The organism is Blattabacterium cuenoti, assembly GCF_014252035.1.
Classification (GTDB): Bacteria; Bacteroidota; Bacteroidia; order Flavobacteriales; family Blattabacteriaceae; genus Blattabacterium; species Blattabacterium cuenoti_Z.
Genome location: NZ_CP059207.1, coordinates 141,656 through 163,302 on the forward strand (window position 1 = coordinate 141,656; position 21,647 = coordinate 163,302).

The window sequence follows — 21,647 nt, forward strand, 5'->3', positions numbered from 1 at the left end:
TTAAAAAGTATTTTTGCATAAAAAAAACATAACTATGAATCAAAAAGTACTCTTCTTTTCTACAAGAAGTGGGTTAGAATTATCTAAAAAAATAGCTAAACATTATGGAAAATTCTTAGGAAAGGTACGGTTTTTGGAATTTAGTGATGGAGAATATACTCCTTGTTTTGAACAATCTGTTCGTGGATCAAGAGTTTTTTTAATTGGATCAACTTTCCCTCCAGTAGATAATTTAATGGAATTATTATTAATGTGTGATGCAGCTCGTAGAGCTTCTGCTCAAAATATAACACTAGTCATTCCATATTTTGGATGGGCTAGGCAAGATCATAAGGACCAACCTAGAACTCCGATTGCAGCAAAACTTATAGCTAATTTAATGGTTGCATCAGGAGCAAAAAGAGTAATGACTATGGATTTACATGCAGATCAAATTCAAGGATTTTTTGATATACCTGTAGATCATTTATACGCTTCCAGAATATTTATCGACTATATTAAAAAATTAAATATGGATCAATTGACTATTGCTTCTCCAGATATGGGTGGAGCAAAAAGAGCTAGAAGCTATGCCGGTTATTTAGGAACAGATGTGGTCATATGTTATAAAGAAAGAAAAAAGGCAAATGAAATAGAATTTATGAATCTTATAGGAAACGTTAAAAACAAGAATATTATACTTATAGATGATATGGTAGATACTGCTGGAACTTTAACAGAAGCAGCAAATTTAATAAAAAAACAAGGAGCTAGAAGTGTTCGTGCTATAGCTACTCATCCAGTTTTATCGGGTAATTCATATGAAAAAATAAAAAATTCTGATTTAGAAGAATTAGTCATAACGGATACTATTCCTTTAAAAGGAAAAAATGGAAAGATGAAAGTATTATCTTGTGCTTCACTTTTTGCTGAAGTGATGCACTCTGTTCATAATGATGAATCAATTAGCAATAAATTCATAATTTAATTAATCAATAGTAGTAGTAGATATGAAATATGTCAATATATACGGAAAAAAAAGAGATATAAGTAAAAAAAATATACGTTTCATCCGAATTTCTGGAAACATACCGTGTATTTTATATGGAAAGGATATCAATGTTCCATTTTATACTGAATCAAAAGAATTAAATAAAATAATGCGGTATAGTAGTGGTATATATGGTGTAAATATTAAAATAGAAGGTTATGATCAAGAGATAAAAGCTATACAAAAAGAAATACAATTTGATCCAGTTAGCGATAAAATTTTACATATAGATTTTTGCAAAATTGAAGAATCAAAATCTATAATTTTAGACCTTCCAGTGAAATTCATCGGACGACCAATTGGTGTTACTAAAGGAGGAGAGTATTCTTCTTTAATAAGAAAATTGAAAATAAAAACTATGCCATCTGATTCTCCTGAAGATATAAAAATAAATGTTAGCCATTTGGATATAGGAGATAGAATCACTGTTAAAGATTTATTATCTAATAATGATAAATATACTATTTTACATCCTATAGAAACTATCATAGCTAGAGTAAAGAATTCTAGATTAACTCAAAAAGTAGAAGATAATAAAGATAAAGAAGAAGATCAAAAAAATAAATAATGTTTTTTTCAAAAAAAGATCATTATTTTATGGAAATTGCTTTGAATGAGGCTGTTGTTGCTTTTCATAAAGATGAAGTGCCTATAGGAGCGGCAATTACGTTTGAAAATATAGTTATAGCAAAAACCCATAATCTAACAGAGACATTAAATAATACAATTGCACATGCAGAAATATTAGCTATTGTATTAGCTAACAAATACTTTAATAAAAAATATTACATTAAAAAATGCACTTTATATGTCACATTAGAACCATGTATTATGTGTGCTGGAGCTTTATTTTGGTCTCAAATAGGAAAAGTGGTATGTGGAGCAAATAATAGTAGTAAAAGAGGTTTTTCATATTATGGTATTAAATTACATCCGAAAACAGAATTTGTTTCTGGTATTATGAAAAATGAATGTAAATCTTTGATACAAAAATTCTTTTTAAAAAAAAGAATAAAACATAAAAAACTAAATCAATAATTTCTTTTTATTGCTTTTCTTTTTATTGCTTTTCTTTTTATTGCTTTTTATTAGTTTAAAAAATACTGGAAATGTTGTTGTAAATACTATCAATAAAACAATCCATTCGAGATGATTTTTCAATTTTGGAAAATTCTTATCTAGATAATGTCCTGCCAACATAATGGAAAATGTCCACGAAATAGCTCCAATTACATTGTATATCATAAACTTTCGAAAATTCATGCGAATAGCTCCTGCTATAATGGGAGAAAAAGTTCGAAATAAAGGAAGAAATCTACTCATTATTAATGCGGTCGCTTTATATTTATTATAAAACAATTTAGCTATAATTAAATGTTTTTTTTTGAAAAAAAAGGAATCTTTTTTTCTATATAATAACTCTCCAGACTTATATCCTAACCAATATCCTTGTATATTTCCAAGAATAGCAAAAAATGCCACAATTAGTATGATAATAAAAAAAGGAACATTATAAAAATTTTTACATAAATTTTCTCCAAATATTCCAGCAGTAAATAATAAAGAGTCTCCAGGTAAAAAAAAACCAATAAAACAAGCAGTTTCTGCAAATACAATTGCTAAAAGAATAAATAATGCTGTATTTCCAAAATAGAAAAAAATCCATCTAGGATTCAATAAATATTGAATAAAATCCCAAAAATCTGACATATTACAAATATGATAAAGAAAAACAAATTTAAATATCTCCATTTCTCAAATATATTTCTGAATATTTAAATTCAATAAAATATTTTTTTATATGGAATACAACAACATATATATGTCTATTGATACCTTAGGATGGATACCAAATATTATTTTTATAATAATAGGTATTGTTTTCTTAATTTTTTGGTTACGAAAAATATTCTATTATTTAGACTAATATTTCAAATTAAAATTCACTACTTTTGTTCAGTAAATAAAGTAAATAAGATGAATTTATGCAAGAAGAAAACGAAAATATACTTTAATGATGAAGCTTATTGTATCTTAAATAACTATCTAGTTAATCAGGAGTATGATCAAAAAAATGTATTTATTTTAGTAGATGATATAACTTACAAGCATTGTTTTCCCATTATATTATCTCATGTAAAATTTTTAAATAAATCTCGTATTATTAAAATAAGAACAGGAGAAAAAGAAAAAAATATTTATACATGTATTAAAATATGTAAATTTTTGGAAAAATTCAAAGCTACCAGAAAAAGTTTAATCATAAATGTTGGAGGTGGAGTAATAACAGATATTGGTGGTTTTGTTGCATCTATATTTAAACGTGGAATTCCTTTCATTAACATTCCTACAACCTTATTGGGAATGGTAGACGCATCAATAGGTTATAAGACAGGTGTTAATTTAGATTCTATTAAAAATGAAATAGGAACTTTTCATATACCAGAATTATTAATTATTGATTCACTTTTTCTTAATACTCTATCTAGAATAGAAATTATTTCTGGAATAGCTGAAATGTTAAAACATGGACTAATAGCAGATAAAAATTTTTGGATTTATATCAATAAATTCAAGGTGAAGATAATGGAAAAAAATAAAGAAATATCTGATGAACTGATTAAAAAATCCATATTTATAAAAAATAGAATAGTTACACAAGATCCTAAAGAAAAAGGATTAAGAAAAATTCTTAATTTTGGTCACACTATAGGTCATGCTTTAGAAAGTTATTTTATGAATAAAAATACGAATACGATAAAAAAAGAAAAAATACTACACGGTATAGCTGTTGCTTATGGAATGATTTATGAATCCTGGATATCACATAAAATTAATGGGTTACCTATGGTAGATTATAAAGAAATACAATATTCAATTTCTTCGTTTTATCCTAAAAAAAAATATGTTTTATCATCTTTAGATGTAGAAAAATTATTTATGATTATGGAACATGATAAAAAGAATGAAAAAAATAATATTATATTTTCTTTAATAAATAGAATAGGAGAATGTTCTTATAATTGTGAAGTACCTTTTTCTTTGATAAAAGAAAGTTTATTGAAATGTGAATTTTGATTTCTTTTTTAGTTCAATTTCAATTATTTATATTTCCGTAAAATTAAATAAAATTTTATAATGAGTGAAGGAGAAAAATTAATTTCTATTAATATTGAAGATGAAATGAAATCATCTTACATAGATTATTCTATGTCTGTCATTATTTCTAGAGCACTACCTGATGCTAGAGATGGATTAAAACCAGTGCATAGGAGAGTACTTTATGGAATGTATAAATTAGGAATTTTTTGTCATGGTTCTTATAAAAAATCTGCTCGTATTGTTGGAGAAGTGTTAGGTAAATATCATCCTCATGGGGACGTATCTGTTTATGACACTATGGTTCGTATGACCCAAAAATGGACTTTAAGATATCCATTAATAGATGGTCAAGGAAACTTTGGTTCTTTAGATGCAGATCCACCTGCAGCTATGCGTTATACAGAAGTAAAAATGAAAAAAATATCTGAGGATATGTTATTGGATATTAAAAAGAATACAGTGGATATGCAATTAAACTTTGATGATTCTATAGAGGAACCTACTGTTTTACCAACACGTGTTCCAAATCTTTTGATTAATGGATCTTCTGGAATAGCAGTAGGTATGGCAACTAATATTCCTCCTCATAATTTAACAGAAACTATTAAAGCAATTTGTGCTTATATAGATAATAATAATTTATCTATAGAACATATTATGAAATATATTAAAGCACCTGATTTTCCAACAGGAGGAATCATTTATGGATATGATGGTGTTAAAAAAGCATTTCAAACTGGAAAAGGACGTATAGTATTACGAGCAAAAATACATTTAGAAGAGGTTCAGGGTAGGCAATGTATTATAGTGGATGAGATTCCTTATCAAGTCAATAAATCAGATATGATCACTAAAACAGTTGAATTAATGAAAGTAGGAAAAATAGAAGGAATTTATCAAATTCGGGATGAATCCGATAGAAAAGGATTACGTATTGTTTACATTCTGAAACAGAATACAAATCCTAATATTATATTAAATAACTTATTTAAATATACACCCCTACAAACTTATTTCAATGTTAATAATATTGCATTGGTTAATGGAAAACCCGTTCAATTAAATATAAAAGATCTTATTCATTATTTTGTCAAACATAGACACGATGTTATTATTCGTCGTACTAAGTATGAACTAAAAAAATGCGAACACCGTGTTTATATTTTAACTGGTTTCTTAAAAATAGTAGATAAGATTGATACAATGATCCAACTAATTAAAAATTCTAAAAGTCATAATGAAGCTAGTTATCAATTAATGAAAAAATTTGAAATATCTGAAAATCAGTCGAAATCTATTTTAGATATGCGTTTACAAAATCTAACGACCTTGGAAGTAAAAAAAATAAAAAATGAATACGAAAAATTATTAAATGACATAGATTTTTTAAAAAATGTATTAAATGAACATTCTACAAGAACTGCAATTATAAAAAAAGAACTTTTAGAGATTAAGAAAAAATATCAAGATGCTCGTCGTACACAAATTGATTATATGGGGGGAAATGAAGTTCATAATATAGAAGATTTGATCGAAGATGAACAAGTCGTTTTAACTATTTCTCATGCTGGTTATATAAAAAGAACATCCTTATCAGAATATAAACGACAAGGTAGAGGAGGTGTAGGAAATAGGGGTGCTACTGCTAGAGAAGAGGATTTTTTTAAACATTTACTTATAGCTACTAACCATCAGTATCTTCTTTTATTTACAGAAAAAGGAAAATGTTTTTGGTTAAGAGTTTATGAAATACCAGAAGGTTCTAAAGTATCTAAAGGTAGAGCCATCCAAAATATTATTCACCTTCAACAAGATGATAAAGTAAATGCTTACATTTTAACTGGAAACCTTTCTAATAAAAAATATGTTAAAGATCATTATGTTTTAATGGTAACTCAAAAAGGTATTATTAAAAAAACATCTTTAGAAAATTATTCTCGTCCTAGAAAATATGGAATTAATGCTATTGTTATTAGAAAAGAAGATTCTTTATTAGAAGCTATTTTAACAAAAGGAGATAGTCATGTATTTATAGCTTTAAAAAGTGGAAGAATTATTCGTTTTTCAGAAAAAAAAGTTCGTATTACTGGACGAAATTCTTCTGGAGTAATAGGAATAACTTTCACATTCAAAGAAGATAAAGTAATCGGAATGATATGTTCTTCAGCAGAAGGAGAAGAAGAAAAAGGAAGTTTATTGGTAGTTTCTCAAAAAGGATTTGGAAAGAGATCTCACCTTAAGGAATACCGTGTAACTAATCGTGGAGGAAAAGGAATCAAAACAATAAACATTACTCAAAAAACAGGAAGTTTAATTGCTATAAAATATGTTACAAATGAAGATGATATAATGATTATTAAAAAATCAGGAATTATCATTCGTATTCCAGTATCAGATATACGAGTAATGGGAAGGACGACTCAAGGAGTCAGATTAATTCATTTGAAAGAAAATGATGCTATAGCTGACGTAGCAAAAGTTTATAAACCTATTGTTTAATTATTAAAATCACGTAAAATATTAACACATTCTGATATATAAAAATCTTTTTTCAAACTATTTATCCATTTTTTTTGAAATTCTAATTCATTTTCATTAAAAGAAATTATTTGATAATTATTATTTATAGGAAATACTTTTGTATATATATGGTTTTTTAAATAACGTCTGAATTTCTGAAGATATTTATTCATTTTTAAATTTTCATAATATGAATCTTTCCAATGTAAATGATATATATTATTTTTTGACAGTTTATTTTCTAATAATTGTATTTTATTATTTATTTTGTTAATATTCATTAATTTATTATTATTTTTTATACGATTCATACTTTTTAATTTAAGTGATTTCAATTTATTTTCGTCCAAAGTATAAGTTGTAACAGTAGGTATAGTAGGATCTATAGAATCACATTTTATTGGATTATGTAGATCTTTTTCCATTATTAGTGATGATGAATGAATGCTTGGGATAACAATATCTGAATGAACTCCTTTTAATTGAGTAGATATTCCATTAATTCTATAGAATTTATTCATAGTCAATTTTAAAATTCCTAATTCTTCTTTTTTATAAAAAAGTAATAATCTATTTAATGTATATATAGATTGAACAGTTCCTTTTCCATATGTTTGTGCACTACCAACAATAATTCCTCTTTTATAATCTTTGATAGCAGCAGCAAGTATTTCAGAAGCAGACGCAGATTGTTCGTTAACAAGCACCACAAGTGGGCCTTTCCATAAAATAGTATGGCTACTATTTAGTATTTTTTTATAAGGAGGTTGTCCCCCTATTTGTACAATAGGAACTTTTCCTAAGAAAAAACTAGAAATTTTTATCACAGTATCTAATGATCCACCTCCATTATTTCTTATATCTATAATAATTCCTTTAATATTTTCTTTTTTGAGTTCTTGAATAATTTTTCTTATATCATTTGCTGCATTCCTTCCATTTTTATTTTCAGGATTAAAGTAAAATTCTGGTAAACAAATTAAACCATATTTATTTTTTTTATCTGAAATTAAGAATACTTTTGCAAAAATTTCTCTTTTTTCAATGACATCTCTAGTAAGAACGACTTCATCTATAGATCCATTTTTATTTTGTATGATTAATTTTACTTTAGTTCCTTTTTTTCCTTTTATTAAACGTATAGAATTTTCCAAAAGCATTCCAACAATGTTTTGGGGTTTTGAATTTAAATCATTTGATACCCTAATAATTTTATCTCCTATGTCTATTTTTTTACTTTTCCATGCTGGAGATCCAATAACAATATTTACTACTGTAGCATATCCTTTTTCATCTTGAAGTACTAGACCAATTCCTTCAGTTTGACCAGATACATTTAAATTGAACATTTCTTTTTCTTTTGTAGAAAAAAAATTGGTATGAGGATCGTATTGTGAAAGAATAGTATTAACATATATTGAGAACCAGTCTAATTTTTTAACCATTTTTAACTTTCTAAAACATTCTTCTATATATTCTTTCACTTTTTCTCTTGATTTTTTTTCTTCATTGATAAATGAATTTTTCCATAAAATATATTTATTATGTTTTTTTGATATTTTTTCTTTTTCTTTTATATAATTTTTTATTTCTAATAAAGTTAAAAACTTCATATATTTTCTCCATCTTTCCATACGTTCTTCTTTATTTTTAGGAAAATAATTATCATATTTATAATAGATATCTTTTTTATTAAAATTAAAATTCTTTTTTAAAATGTCTTGACATATGCATTCAACTTCTTTTATCCTTTGATAAAAACATTTAATAATTGCATCAAAAAATGTAGTGTCTGCATTAATCCAAAAATCATCTATTTTATCTTTATATAAAGAAAGATTATTTATGTCTTTTTGTAGAAAAAAACGTTTTTGACTATCTAATTTTTCAAAATATTTATTATATACTATTTTTGAAAAATTATCGTTAATATTGATTGGATTAATATGAGAAAAATCAAGTGTTTTATATATAGTCTTAAGTATAGTTTTTTTCTGTTCTTCTTCATTATTTGAAAAACAAAAACTAAATAAAAATAGGAGTATAAAAACAATTATTATCCACTTAGTTTTTATAATTTTACTATTATTCACTATTTAATTTATTATTATAAATGTTTTTATAAGTTTGTAATTAAAAATTATAAAATATAAAAAACATATTTTAGTTTTTTTTCATAAAAATATGAATAATAAACCAATTATTTTAGTAACAAACGATGATGGAATTATAGCACCAGGTATAAGAGCTCTTGTAAAAAACATGAATTCTTTGGGAGAGGTCTATGTTGTAGCACCAAATAAACCTCAGTCTGGAACAGCACATTCCATTACTATGGATACCATATTGTACTGTGATTCTGTTAAAATTGATAATGGCAAACAAAAAGAGTGGGAATGTTCTGGAACTCCTGTTGATTGTGTAAAATTAGCTATTAACAATATTTTACCTAAAAAACCAGATATTTGTGTATCTGGAATAAATCATGGATCAAATTCTTCTATAAATATTAGATATTCTGGAACAGTTTCCGCTGTAATAGAAGCTGGAATAGAAGGGATACCATCTGTAGGATTCTCTCTTTTAGACTTTGAATGGAATGCAGATTTTTCCTCATCAAAAAAATATGTACGTGAAATTGTAGAAAAAATATTACATAATCCTATTCCAAAAAAAACTATTATACTCAATGTCAATATACCCAAATTGAAAAAAAAAGAAATAAAAGGAATTAAAATATGTAGACAATCAGAATCCAAATGGAAAGAAAGTTTTGATAAAAGATATAATCCAAAGGGAAGGACATATTATTGGTTGGAAGGTAATTTAGTTCATTTTGATAATAATAATAACAAAAAAAAAATAGATAACATAGATGATAACAATATAATAGATACAGATGAATGGGCGTTGAAAAATGGATACATATCCATTGTTCCTATTCAGTTTGATTTTACAAACTATTCAATTTTAAATATTTTGAAATCTTGGAATTTCATCCTATTATTTTGTTGTGTATTTTCTATGTTTTAAATTCAAAATAAAACATTATTGTGTCTTATTTTTTAGAAAAATCTTTAAATCCAAAAACTATTCAAGATTTTATTGGTCAAAAAGATATATTGGAAAATATCAAAATATTTATTCAAGCTGCTAAAAAAAGAAAAGAATGTTTAGATCACATATTATTTCATGGACCTCCAGGCTTAGGAAAAACAACTTTAGCTCATATTGTTGCTAATGAATTACGTGTTAACATAACTGTTACCTCAGGAGCAGTTTTAGATAAACCAGGAGATTTAGCTGGCTTGCTGATTCATTTAAAATTAAATGATGTTATTTTTATTGATGAAATTCACCGTCTTTCTCCAATAGTAGAAGAATATTTATATTCTGCAATGGAAAATTATAAAATAGATATTATTATAGATTCCGGTTCTAATGCTAAATCCGTACAAATAGATCTATCTCCGTTTACTTTAATAGGAGCTACTACAAGATCTGGTTTACTTACAGCACCTATGCGTTCTAGATTTGGAATAAATTTACGACTTACTTATTATCATAAAGAATTATTGAAGAAAATTGTTAATCGTAGTGCGAAAGTACTAAATGTTCCAATAACAGAAGAAGCTTGTTACGAAATTGCTAATAGAAGTCGTGGAACTCCACGAATAGCTAATGCTTTACTTCGAAGAATTCGTGATTTTGCACAAATAAAAGGAAATGGAACGATTGATATTGATATATGTAATGTAGGATTGAAATCCCTTAATATTGATGAATATGGATTAGATGAAATGGATCATAGAATACTTGAATCTATTATTGATTCTTTTAAAGGAGGTCCAGTAGGAATAAATACTATAGCTATATCTGTTAATGAAAATACAGAAACTATAGAAGAAGTTTATGAACCATTTCTGATACAGGAAGGATATATTATAAGAACTCCAAGAGGAAGAAAAGCTACAAAATTAGCATATCAACATATAAAACATAAATCTATAAGATAAGCGAAAATATTATTTTTTATATTTACCAGAACACTTAACTTTGTTCAAAAATATAAACAATGTATCATCATGCCTTCGAATGTTATTGTTGGTCTCCAATGGGGTGACGAGGGAAAAGGAAAAATTACGGATTTACTTTCTAAAAATTCGGATTATGTAATTCGTTATCAAGGAGGTAATAATTCTGGTCATTCTATACATATTAATGATCGTCATTTTGTTCTTCATTCTATCCCTTCTGGAATAATTTATTCTTATGTTAATTGCATTATTGGACCCGGAGTAGTTATAGATCCAAAATATTTAATAAAAGAAATAAAAAATTTAGAATTTTTCGGAATTAAAACAGATAAAATTTATATATCAAATATAGCTCACGTGATAATGCCTTATCATCGTTTATTAGATAAATATCAAGAAGAATATTTAGGAAAAATGTCTATTGGAACTACCCATTGTGGAATAGGACCAGCTTATGCTGATAAAATAGGACGTATTGGCATACGTATTATAGATCTTATGGATAAAAATTTATTCCGAATAAAACTAAAGAAAAATATTTGTTTTAAAAATAAAATTATAACAAAAATTTATAAAAAGGATCCCATTTCTTTTGAAGATATTTACGAAGAATACATAGAATATGCAAAAATTATTCATCATAGAATAATAGATGCTGTTTATAAAATACATGATGCTTTTTATAAAGGAAAAAAAATTTTATTTGAGGGAGCTCAAGCTACGTTATTAGATATTAATTATGGAACATATCCATATGTTACTACTTCTTCTTGTTCAACAGGAGGTGTATGTACAGGATCGGGGATTCCGCCTGTATTTTTGAAAAATTTTATAGGTATTGCAAAAGCATACTGTACACGTGTAGGAAACGGCCCATTTCCTACAGAAATAAAGGGTGATGAAAATGACATAATTAGAGATGAAGGAGATGAATATGGTTCAACAACAAATCGTCCAAGACGATGTGGGTGGCTAGATTTAGTTTCTTTGAAATACTCTTGTATGATAAATGGAATCAATCATTTAATTATTACAAAATTAGATGTATTGAGCAAATTGAAAGTTATTAAAGTATGTACAAAATATCAGTATATAGAAAAAATTATTAAATATTTTCCATCAAATATAGGGGTTAATGATGATATAAAAGGAGTTTATATAGAATTTCCTGGTTGGGAGAAAAAAATATCTCATATTAGAGATTATAATAATTTACCAGATAATTGTAAAAAATACATTAAATTTATCGAATATTATCTGAATGTAAAAATATTATTAATTTCTGTAGGACCTGATAGAACACAAAATATCATTATAAATAAACATTTTTTTGAAAAAATTTTTTCATAAACTAACATGGAAAAATATAATAACCCTTTAATAGAAAGATATAGCAGCAAGGAAATGTTATATAATTTTTCTCCAAATAAAAAGTTTTATACTTGGAGAAAATTGTGGTTTTACTTAGCAAAGTATCAAAAAGAATTAGGATTAAATATTAGTGATGAACAAATACAAGATTTAAAAAAAAATTTATCCAACATTGATTGGAAAAGAGTTCATTTTTTTGAAAAAAAATTTCGTCATGATGTTATGGCACATTTGTACGCTTTTGGAGAAAAAGCTACTATAGCAAAACCTATCATTCATCTAGGAGTTACTAGTGCATTTTTAGGAGATAATACTGATATTATACTTATTCGAGATGGACTAGAAATTTTGCTTAAAAAACTGATCAATCTTGTTTTTCGTCTTAGAAATTTTTCTTTAGAATATCATAATATTCCTACTCTAGCTTTTACCCATTATCAACCAGCTCAACTAACGACTGTTGGAAAACGTTCTGCTTTATGGATGCAAAGTATTCTATTAGATATAAATGAATTAGAATTTAGGTTGAAGAATATTCATTTTAGAGGAGTAAAAGGTACTGTCGGATCTGCTGCAAGTTTTAAAGAGTTATTTAATGGAGATTTACAAAAAATAAAACTTTTAGAAAAGAAAATATCCAATCAGTTTGGATTTAAAAATGTTTTTTCAATTACTAGTCAAACTTATGATAGAAAAATAGATGCACAAATATTAAATTTGTTGTCGAATATAGCGCAGTCTGCTCACAAATTTAGCAATGACTTACGACTATTGCAGAATTTAAAGGAAATGGAAGAACCTTTCGATAAAGAACAAATAGGATCTAGTGCTATGGCATATAAACGTAATCCAATACGAAGCGAAAGGATGGCTTCTTTAGCAAAATTTGTTATTTCTTTATCAAATAGTTCAGCTATGGTAGCAGCAACTCAATGGTTAGAAAGAACTTTAGATGATTCTGCAAATAGAAGATTGGTTATAGCACAATCTTTTTTATCTATAGATGCAATTCTCATAATTTGGAATAATATAGTAGAAAATATGATTATATATCCTCAAATCATAAAAAAACATATAAAAGATGAACTTCCATTTTTAATTACAGAATATATTATAGTAGAAGCTGTTAAAAAAGGTGCAGATAGGCAAGAAATTCATGAAAGAATACGAATCCATTCTATGAAAACAACTTCTAAAATGAAGCTAGAGGGAAAAGAAAATGATTTTATTAAAAGAATATTGAATGACACCAAAATACCGATTGATAAAGAAACAATGAATAAAATATTAATCCCTGAAAATTTTATAGGTTTTTCTTCAGATCAAACTTTAGAATTTATTAATATAAAAGTTAACCCAATATTAAAAAAATATCACCATTTAATTGATTCTGATTTATCAAATATAGATATACAAGTATAATCCAATAATTATTAATTTCATTGGATTTTTCAAATTATGAATTTTAGAATTTATATACAGAAAAAAAATATTTTCAATATTTCTTCTAGAAGAATACTTAGAGAAATAAAAGAAATGAATATTTCATTAAATGAAATCATTATTTATCATGTTTATGATATTATTAATATAGAAGAAAATGTAAATGTTTTTTTTAATAGTTTATTACAAATAATTTTTGTAGATCCTGTAACAGACATATTATTTTATAATGATATAAATATTAAAAATCCACATTTTTATATAGAAGATTTTCCAGGAAATAATGATAGAGCAGAAGCTGCGATGCAATGCATAAAAATTTTATGTCCTAAATCAAATGCTATTGTAAAAACAAGTCAATTAATAGAATTAATTGGAATAGATCATAATAATAAAAAAGACTTAAATAAAATTAAAAAATATTATCAACATATTGATGATGAATATGAAAAAATAATTAAAACAAAATACGATTCTCATATCGTAATAGATAAATTTATTAATCTTTCTTATGATGAACTTATCAAGTTTCATAAACTATGGAATCTTTCCATAGGAATTGATAATTTAATCTTTATACAAGAAAAATTCATAAAATATAATAGAAACCCAACAAAAGAAGAAATACGTATTTTAGATACATATTGGTCTGATCATTGTCGTCATACAACTTTTTTTACAACGCTATCAAATATTACATTTAATGGAAAATTAAAGAAAATATATGAAAATATTTATACAAAATATTTAAATGATAGAGAAAAAATAGGTTTTTCTAAAAAACCAATAAATTTCATGGAATTATCCAATCTTCCTTATAAAATACTTCATCAAGAGGGGAAACTAAAAAATTTTGTTTTATCCAATGAACATAATTCTTTCATGATGAAGATAAATGTAGATGTTATAAATAATAATAATAAAATTGAAAAAGAAAAATGGTATCTTTTATTTAAAAATGAGTCTCATAATCATCCTACTGAAATTGACCCATTTCATGGAGCCTCTACATGTATAGGAGGTGCTATACGTGACCCTTTATCTGGTAGGTCTTTTGTTTATCAAGGAATAAGATTAAGTGGAGCAGCAAATCCTATGATCAAAAAAACTATTGATAAAAAATTACCTCAACATAAAATTTGTTTAGAATCAGCTATGGGTTATAGTTCTTATGGTAATCAAATTGGATTAGCTACTTCTCATGTTCATGAAATTTATCATGAGGGTTATAAAGCAAAAAGAATGGAAATAGGAATGGTTATTGGAGCAGTTCCGATTGATTTTGTCAGACAAGAAGAACCAAAAAAAGGAGATATTGTTTTATTAATTGGTGGATTAACGGGAAAAGATGGAATAGGTGGAGCAACAGATTCATCTAAGGAATATGATGATAAAAATTCGAAAAAAATAGGAGTAAAAGGGAACCCAATAATAGAAAGAAAAATACAAAGATTTTTTAGAAAAAAAGAGGTTGTTACTTTAATAAAAAAGAGCAATGATTTTGGTGCAGGTGGTGCTGCAGTTTCCATAGGAGAATTAAGTGATAGTATAGAACTTTATTTAGATAAAATTCCTATAAAAAAAATAAAAGGGAATATGGAAGCAATAGATATTGCTCTTTCAGAATCACAAGAACGTATAGCAGTAGTATTAGATTCTAAAAATGTAAGTAAATTTATTCGTTTAGCTGATGAAGAAAATATTAAACCTGTATATATAGCAAAAATAACTGATAACAAAAAAATTGTATTTTATTACAAAGGAAATAAAATTCTGAATTTAGAAAGTCATTTTTTGAATACAGGAGGAATTAGAAAAAAACAAAAGGTTCAAGTGGATTCTCCTGTTTCTATATCTCCCATCAATGAATCAAAAAAATGTTTTTTCAGTGAAACAACATTTTTAAAAACTATTTCGGAATTAAATATAGCTTCTCAAAAAAACCTCGTAGAAATGTTTGATAGTACAGTTGGTGGAACAACTGTTTTAATGCCTTTCGGGGGAAAGTATCAAATGACACCATCTGAAGGAAGCGTACATAAGATTCCTGTCCATAATGGAAAAAAAACAAATACAGTTAGTTTTGCTTCTTGGGGTTTTCATCCTGAAATTTCTGCATGGAGTCCATTTCATGGTGGAATGTATTCCATAATAGAATGTATTTCCAAAATAGTTTCTATGGGAGGAAACTATAGAAACACTTATTTTAGTTTTCAAGAATATTATCAAAAATTAGGGAATAATCCGAAAAATTGGGGTAAAACTTTTTCTGCTTTATTGGGGGCTTATCATGCACAAATGTCTTTGGAATTAGCTTCTATTGGAGGAAAAGATTCAATGTCAGGTACATATAAAGATATTCATGTACCTCCAACATTGATAGCTTTTGGTGTAGCATATGGGGCATGTTATCATGTAATTTCTCCTGAATTTAAAAAAGTAGGAAATAAAATATATTTATACCATCATAAATTATTAAAAGATGAAATTCCCGATTTTAATTCTATAAAAAATGCTTACGATAAAATTTTTGAAGGAATTTCTTCTGGTAAAATTATTTCTGTAAAAACAGTAAAAGATGGTGGTATTTCTATTGCCATTGCAAAAATGTCTTTTGGAAATCGTTTAGGAGCAGTTATAAACTGCAAAAATCATTTACTTGAAACTCATATAGGATCTCTCATTTTAGAAACTACTTCTCCTATTTTTTCAAATGATTTTATTCTTATAGGAGAAGTAGTTTCTGATAAAAAACTAATTTTTAATGAGGTATCAATTGATATTAAAAAATCTATAGAAAGTTGGTCAAAAACTTTTCATTCAATTTTTTCCTATTCTACAAAAGAAGAACAAAAACAAAAGAATATTAAAAAATATAATTTTTTTGAAAGAAAAACATGCAAACAACCTATATTATGGAAATGTAAGTACACTAAAAAAGTGAATCCACATGTTTTTATTCCTATATTTCCAGGAACAAATGGTGAATTTGAATCTATTACAGCATTTAAAAAAGAAGGAGCTATAGTAGACAGTTTTGTTTTCAATAATATAAATAACAAAAGTATAACAGAATCCATCATTTGTATGAAAAAATATATAGAATCTGTACAAATACTTATGTTTTGCGGAGGTTTTAGTGCTGGAGATGAACCAGATGGGGCAGGAAAATTTATTGTAACTATATTACATAATAAATTTATTAAGGATGCTATTATGCATTTTCTTGAAAAAGATGGATTAATATTAGGTATATGTAACGGATTTCAAGGATTGATAAAATCTGGATTACTTCCTTATGGAAGAATAGGTTTTAGAAATGATGAATCTCCTACATTAACATATAATAAAACAGAAAAACATATATCACAATGTGTACATATTAAGGTAGTTTCAGACCATTCTCCGTGGTTACATGGAATGAAAAATAAAATGTATACACTACCTATATCTCATGGAGAAGGTAGATTTTATGCTAGCGAAAAAATAACGAATGATTTATTTGAAAAAAATCAAGTAGCTGCACAATATGTAGATTTACAAGGAAACCCTAGTTTAGAAACAGCTTATAATCCTAATGGATCTATTGGATCTATTGAAGGTTTGTTAAGTAAAAATGGTAAAATTTATGGAAGAATGACACACCCGGAACGTTGTAATGATTATGGATTATTGAAAAATATTTCTAATGATCATGATCATGGATCTATTTTTAAAAATGCTGTACAATATTTCTTATAAAGAATATAAAATGAACACAAAAATAGCTATTTTTATCGGAAGTATTTCTGATAAATCAATTATAAAAAAAGGAGTAGATCTTTTAAAAGAATTTAACATAAGCTACAAATCTTATATTATATCTGCTCATAGATTACCAGATATATTGTCAAATACTATAAAAAAAGTAGAATATGAAGGAATAGATGTAATCATATCAGGAGCAGGTTTATCTGCTCATTTACCTGGAATTATTGCTTCAAAAACTATTATCCCTGTTATAGGAATTCCTTTTTACAGTTGTAAAAAGGAAGAAGGATCATCACTAGGTGGTTTGGATGCACTTTTTTCTATAATACAAATGCCAAAAGATGTTCCTATTGCTACTGTAGGTATAAATAATTCGTATAATGCAGTTTTATTAGCTATTCATATCTTAGCTATGAAATATGAAAATATAAAAACATCATTATTAGAATTCCGAATGAAAAAAAAAGAAAAACTACTCTCTAAAATAGAGTATAATTTATGATTTATATATATCAATAATTAATCATATTATGATATGAAGTTATTAAAAAAAGAAAGGAAACTCCTTTTAGAAGGAAAAACAAAAAAAATTTACACTTCTGATAATCCTTGTGAAGTAATTATCCATTATAAAGATGATATTACATCTTTTAATGGATTAAAAAAAAATGTTATCCCTGATAAAGGAATTTTAAACAATGAAATTACTACATTTATATTTAATCTATTAAATCGTTATGGAATAAAAACTCATTTTATACGAAAAATGAATAATAGGGAACAATTATGTCATAAAGTAAACATGTTTCCTTTAGAATTTGTTGTTCGTAATATAGTAGCTGGAAGTATTTCTAAACGATTAGGAATCAAAGAAGGAACTCCTATTTTAAATCCAATATTTGAAATTTTTTACAAAAATGATCATTTGAAGGATCCGTTGATTAATGATCATCATGCGGTATTCTTGAATGTAATTTCTCATAAAGAATTAAGCAATATTTATTGTATTATATCAAACATAAATAATAAACTGAAAAAGTTTTTTTTTGATAGAAATATTATATTAGTAGATTTTAAAATGGAATTTGGTAAGGGAAAAAAAGATAATCAAATATTTCTTTCTGATGAAATAAGTCCTGATACCTGTAGATTTTGGGATAAAGAAACAATGAATAAATTAGATAAAGATATATTTAGAATAGGGTTAAAAAAAGAAAAAATAATTGACGTTTATATGGAAGTTTTAAAAAGACTAAATAAATAAAAGTTCATCGTTCATAGAATACAACAACAATACTAATAGTAATAATTAATGATATTTATAGATATTATTATTTTCCATAAAAAAAGATAGATGATATCTCAATTATTCCCTGTTAAAAAGGATTATAAATATTATGATGATGATAAATTTCATGATGAATGCGGTATTTTTGGAGTTTACTCTACTGAAAAAATCGATACCTTATCTTTAATTCAATTTGGACTATTTGCATTACAACATCGTGGACAAGAAGCTTGTGGATTCTCTGTTCTTAGAGATGGTTTTATTTTATCTCATAAAAGTGAAGGTCTTGTTTTAGATTGTTTTAGAAAAATTTCTAATTCTAAATGCTACCAAGGAAATGCAGTTATTGGACATACACGTTATTCGACGGAAGGTGGTCAAAGTAAAAAAAATATACAACCTTTTTTCGGAAAAGACTACAATGGAAAAAGTACGATATCTATCGTTCATAATGGAAATTTAGTAAATGCAAAATATATTAGGAAAAAATTAGAGTCTGAAGGAATAAATTTTATATCGGAATCATCAGATTCGGAAGTTATATTACGTTTAATTCAAAAATACTTAGATAATAATTCTAGTTTAGAAGAAGCCATAAAAAAGACAACGATATATATTAAAGGTGCTTATTCAGTAATAGTACTGATGGATAACAAAATTGCTGCATTTCGAGATCCGAATGGTATAAGGCCTTTATGTTATGGGATGCTGGATGATAAAAGTTATATATTTAGTTCTGAAACTTGTGGAATAGATTCTGTTGGAGGATTTTATATAAGAGATTTATTTCCAGGAGAAATTATCATAGCAGATAAAAAATCTATTCAATTTTCTGTATTAAGAAAAAAAGAACATACGAGAAAAAGAATATGTTCCTTTGAATATATTTATTTTTCTCGTCCAGATTCATTGATTGAAAATATCAATGTTTATGAAATTAGAGAAAGATGTGGAGAAAAACTATACGAACAACATCCAGTAAAAGCGGATGTTGTTATTGGAGTTCCAGATTCTGGAGTTCCAGCTGCTATTGGATACTCTAAGGTATCTGGAATTCCATTCAAACCAATATTAGTAAAAAATAAATATATCGGAAGATCTTTCATTCTTCCAAAACAAGAAATGCGAGAAAAAATAGTTAATTTAAAACTGAATCCTATTTTAGATGAAATAAAAGGAAAACATGTAGTTATCATTGATGATTCTATCGTTCGTGGAACTACTAGTCGTAGATTAGTATACATATTAAGAAAAGCAGGAGCTAAAAAAATTCATTTTAGAAGTGCTTCACCACCTATTATAGCTCCATGTTATTTAGGAGTAGATACCCCTAGAAAAAAAGATCTTATTTCATATAATCATATGAAAAAAAATATAGAAAAAATTTTAGACGTAGATAGTTTAGAATTTTTAAGCATGGAAAATCTAATAGAAATTCTAGGTGGATATAATTACTGTTTTGGATGTTTTACTGGAAATTATCCAGTTCATAAAAAAAATGACATTTTCACATATGAAAAAAAGTAATAGTAGAACAATAGAAAAAATTAGCAAAATTTTAAAAAAAACTTATAATAATAAAGTTCTGAGCAATTTAGATCATTTTTCTGGTTTCTATCAAATATTTGGATATAAAAATCCTATTTTAATTTCTGGAGTTGACGGAGTCGGTACGAAATTACGTTTAGCTTTAGATTATGAAAAATACAACATAATTGGAATAGATTGTTTTGCTATGTGTATAAACGATGTTTTATGTCATGGAGCTACTCCTTTATTTTTCCTAGATTATTTAGCTTGTGGTAAACTTGACTCTTATATTGTAGAGAAAATCCTACATGGAATAGCTTTTTCTTGCAAAAAAAATAATACGTGTTTCATTGGGGGAGAAACTGCAGAAATGCCTGGAATATACCAGGAAAATGATTATGATGTTGCAGGATTTTGTGTAGGGATCGCAGAAAAAAATAAAATTATAGATGGTAAAAAATTGATTCAAGAAGGAGATATCCTAATAGGACTTTCTTCTTCAGGAGTACATAGTAATGGATTTTCTTTAATCAGAAATATTTTTTCTAAAAATGATTTTTTGACTGATTTTGAAAATCAACCTTTATTTGAAACTCTTTTAGAACCTACAAAAATATACTATTCCTCTATTCACATTTTATTTAAAGAATTTGATATACATGGAATTGCTCATATTACAGGAGGAGGAATATTAGATAATGTATCCAGAATTATTCCAGATAATTTATCATCTGTCATAATAAAAGAAAAAATACCTATTCAATCGATTTTTAACTACATTCAAAAAAAAGGAAATTTATTGGAAAAAGAAATGTGGAATACTTTTAATATGGGAGTAGGAATGATATTAGTAATTCCAATCAATCAAAAAAATTCTATTCTACATAGATTACGTATGTTAGGAGAACATCCTTTTATTTTAGGATATATTGTTAATATAAAAAATACGGATCAAAAAGTATTCTTGAAATAAAAAATATTACATGAAAAAAATATCTATTTTAGTTTCTGGAATGGGAACTAATATGAAACATATATTACAAGCCATAAATAATAAAGTGCTTACTAATATTACGGTAAATTCAATTATTTCTGATAGATATTGTCCCGCTATAAAATATGCATTAAAAAATAATATGAAAGCTTTCTCTCTAGAAAAAATTAATAAAAAATTTCTTTCTTTAGAAATAAATAATTTACTAATGAAAGATCCTCCAAATTTGATAATTCTTTCTGGATTTCTTTTTATTCTTAATAAGGAATTTTGTGAAAAATGGCACAGAAAAATTATAAATATTCACCCTTCTCTTTTACCTAAGTATGGAGGAAAAGGCATGTATGGAATGAAAGTACATGAAAAAGTTATTAATAATAAAGAAAAAATATCTGGAGCAACAGTTCATTACGTGACAAAAGATGTAGATTTAGGAAGTATAATTTTAAAAAAATCATGTTCTATCTCTTCGAAAGAGACTCCTATCTCTTTATCAAAAAAAATATCTTTTATAGAAAAAGAAATACTAATCAAATCAATTATAAATCTTTTGAATTAAGTAATAGTTATTTATTATATGTA

Annotated in this window: 17 protein-coding genes; 15 read left to right on the forward strand and 2 right to left on the reverse strand. The window is 25.9% G+C overall.

The features are described 5' to 3' along the window. Positions 1-34 precede the first annotated feature (34 nt). From H0H49_RS00675 to H0H49_RS00685, 3 genes are read left to right on the forward strand one after another with little or no spacing between them, the layout of a single operon-like run. Positions 35-967, forward strand: coding sequence for a ribose-phosphate diphosphokinase (locus tag H0H49_RS00675; RefSeq protein ID WP_185864577.1), 933 nt, complete (start codon positions 35-37; stop codon positions 965-967). 22 nt (positions 968-989) lie between these two features. After that, positions 990-1,598, forward strand: a complete 609-nt coding sequence (locus H0H49_RS00680) for a 50S ribosomal protein L25 (RefSeq protein ID WP_185864578.1) — start codon at positions 990-992, stop codon at positions 1,596-1,598. Between the two features lie 29 nt (positions 1,599-1,627). Continuing rightward, positions 1,628-2,068, forward strand: a complete 441-nt coding sequence (locus tag H0H49_RS00685) for a nucleoside deaminase (protein WP_238784963.1) — start codon at positions 1,628-1,630, stop codon at positions 2,066-2,068. Here the strand turns inward: H0H49_RS00685 and H0H49_RS00690 are convergent. Then, on the reverse strand, positions 2,057-2,740 hold the full coding sequence (locus H0H49_RS00690) for a DedA family protein (RefSeq protein WP_185864732.1): 684 nt from the start codon (positions 2,738-2,740) through the stop codon (positions 2,057-2,059). The genes H0H49_RS00685 and H0H49_RS00690 overlap by 12 nt on opposite strands. Positions 2,741-3,007: 267 nt before the next feature. Between H0H49_RS00690 and aroB the strand changes: the two genes are divergently transcribed. Together aroB and gyrA are read left to right on the forward strand one after the other, a co-directional pair. Further along, entirely contained in the window at positions 3,008-4,108 is a 1,101-nt protein-coding gene (gene aroB, locus H0H49_RS00695) for a 3-dehydroquinate synthase (protein WP_185864580.1), read from the forward strand. Positions 4,109-4,168: 60 nt separating this feature from the next. Further along, positions 4,169-6,631: a DNA gyrase subunit A gene (gene gyrA / locus H0H49_RS00700; RefSeq protein ID WP_185864581.1), complete on the forward strand. Its 2,463-nt coding sequence runs from the start codon at positions 4,169-4,171 to the stop codon at positions 6,629-6,631. Here gyrA and H0H49_RS00705 read toward each other — a convergent pair. Further along, positions 6,628-8,745 (reverse strand): carboxy terminal-processing peptidase, encoded by a 2,118-nt coding sequence (locus H0H49_RS00705; RefSeq protein ID WP_238784955.1) that lies wholly within the window; start codon positions 8,743-8,745, stop codon positions 6,628-6,630. The two genes, gyrA and H0H49_RS00705, sit on opposite strands and share 4 nt — an antisense overlap. A 91-nt stretch (positions 8,746-8,836) precedes the next feature. Between H0H49_RS00705 and surE the strand changes: the two genes are divergently transcribed. The 10 genes from surE (at position 8,837) to H0H49_RS00755 (ending at position 21,624) form a co-directional block, all read left to right on the forward strand. Then, positions 8,837-9,685, forward strand: coding sequence for a 5'/3'-nucleotidase SurE (gene surE / locus H0H49_RS00710; protein ID WP_185864582.1), 849 nt, complete (start codon positions 8,837-8,839; stop codon positions 9,683-9,685). Positions 9,686-9,705: 20 nt separating this feature from the next. Next, positions 9,706-10,668: a Holliday junction branch migration DNA helicase RuvB gene (ruvB, locus tag H0H49_RS00715; RefSeq protein ID WP_185864583.1), complete on the forward strand. Its 963-nt coding sequence runs from the start codon at positions 9,706-9,708 to the stop codon at positions 10,666-10,668. 69 nt (positions 10,669-10,737) lie between these two features. After that, positions 10,738-12,039 (forward strand): adenylosuccinate synthase, encoded by a 1,302-nt coding sequence (locus H0H49_RS00720; RefSeq protein WP_185864584.1) that lies wholly within the window; start codon positions 10,738-10,740, stop codon positions 12,037-12,039. Between the two features lie 6 nt (positions 12,040-12,045). Further along, positions 12,046-13,482 (forward strand): adenylosuccinate lyase, encoded by a 1,437-nt coding sequence (gene purB / locus H0H49_RS00725; RefSeq protein ID WP_185864585.1) that lies wholly within the window; start codon positions 12,046-12,048, stop codon positions 13,480-13,482. A 36-nt stretch (positions 13,483-13,518) separates the two neighbouring features. Beyond that, positions 13,519-17,244 (forward strand): phosphoribosylformylglycinamidine synthase, encoded by a 3,726-nt coding sequence (locus H0H49_RS00730; RefSeq protein WP_185864586.1) that lies wholly within the window; start codon positions 13,519-13,521, stop codon positions 17,242-17,244. A 10-nt stretch (positions 17,245-17,254) separates the two neighbouring features. Beyond that, entirely contained in the window at positions 17,255-17,755 is a 501-nt protein-coding gene (purE, locus tag H0H49_RS00735; RefSeq protein WP_185864587.1) for a 5-(carboxyamino)imidazole ribonucleotide mutase, read from the forward strand. 33 nt (positions 17,756-17,788) lie between these two features. Beyond that, a complete protein-coding gene (gene purC, locus H0H49_RS00740; protein ID WP_185864588.1) occupies positions 17,789-18,517 on the forward strand; it encodes a phosphoribosylaminoimidazolesuccinocarboxamide synthase in 729 nt (242 codons plus the stop codon). 90 nt (positions 18,518-18,607) lie between these two features. Continuing rightward, entirely contained in the window at positions 18,608-20,068 is a 1,461-nt protein-coding gene (gene purF, locus H0H49_RS00745; RefSeq protein WP_185864589.1) for an amidophosphoribosyltransferase, read from the forward strand. Beyond that, positions 20,055-21,044, forward strand: coding sequence for a phosphoribosylformylglycinamidine cyclo-ligase (gene purM / locus H0H49_RS00750; protein ID WP_185864590.1), 990 nt, complete (start codon positions 20,055-20,057; stop codon positions 21,042-21,044). The genes purF and purM overlap by 14 nt, the downstream gene beginning before the upstream one ends. A gap of 10 nt (positions 21,045-21,054) precedes the next feature. Next, positions 21,055-21,624 carry a formyltransferase family protein gene (locus H0H49_RS00755; RefSeq protein ID WP_185864591.1) on the forward strand — a complete coding sequence of 190 codons (570 nt, stop codon included), beginning with the start codon at positions 21,055-21,057 and terminating at the stop codon, positions 21,622-21,624. Positions 21,625-21,647 lie beyond the last annotated feature (23 nt).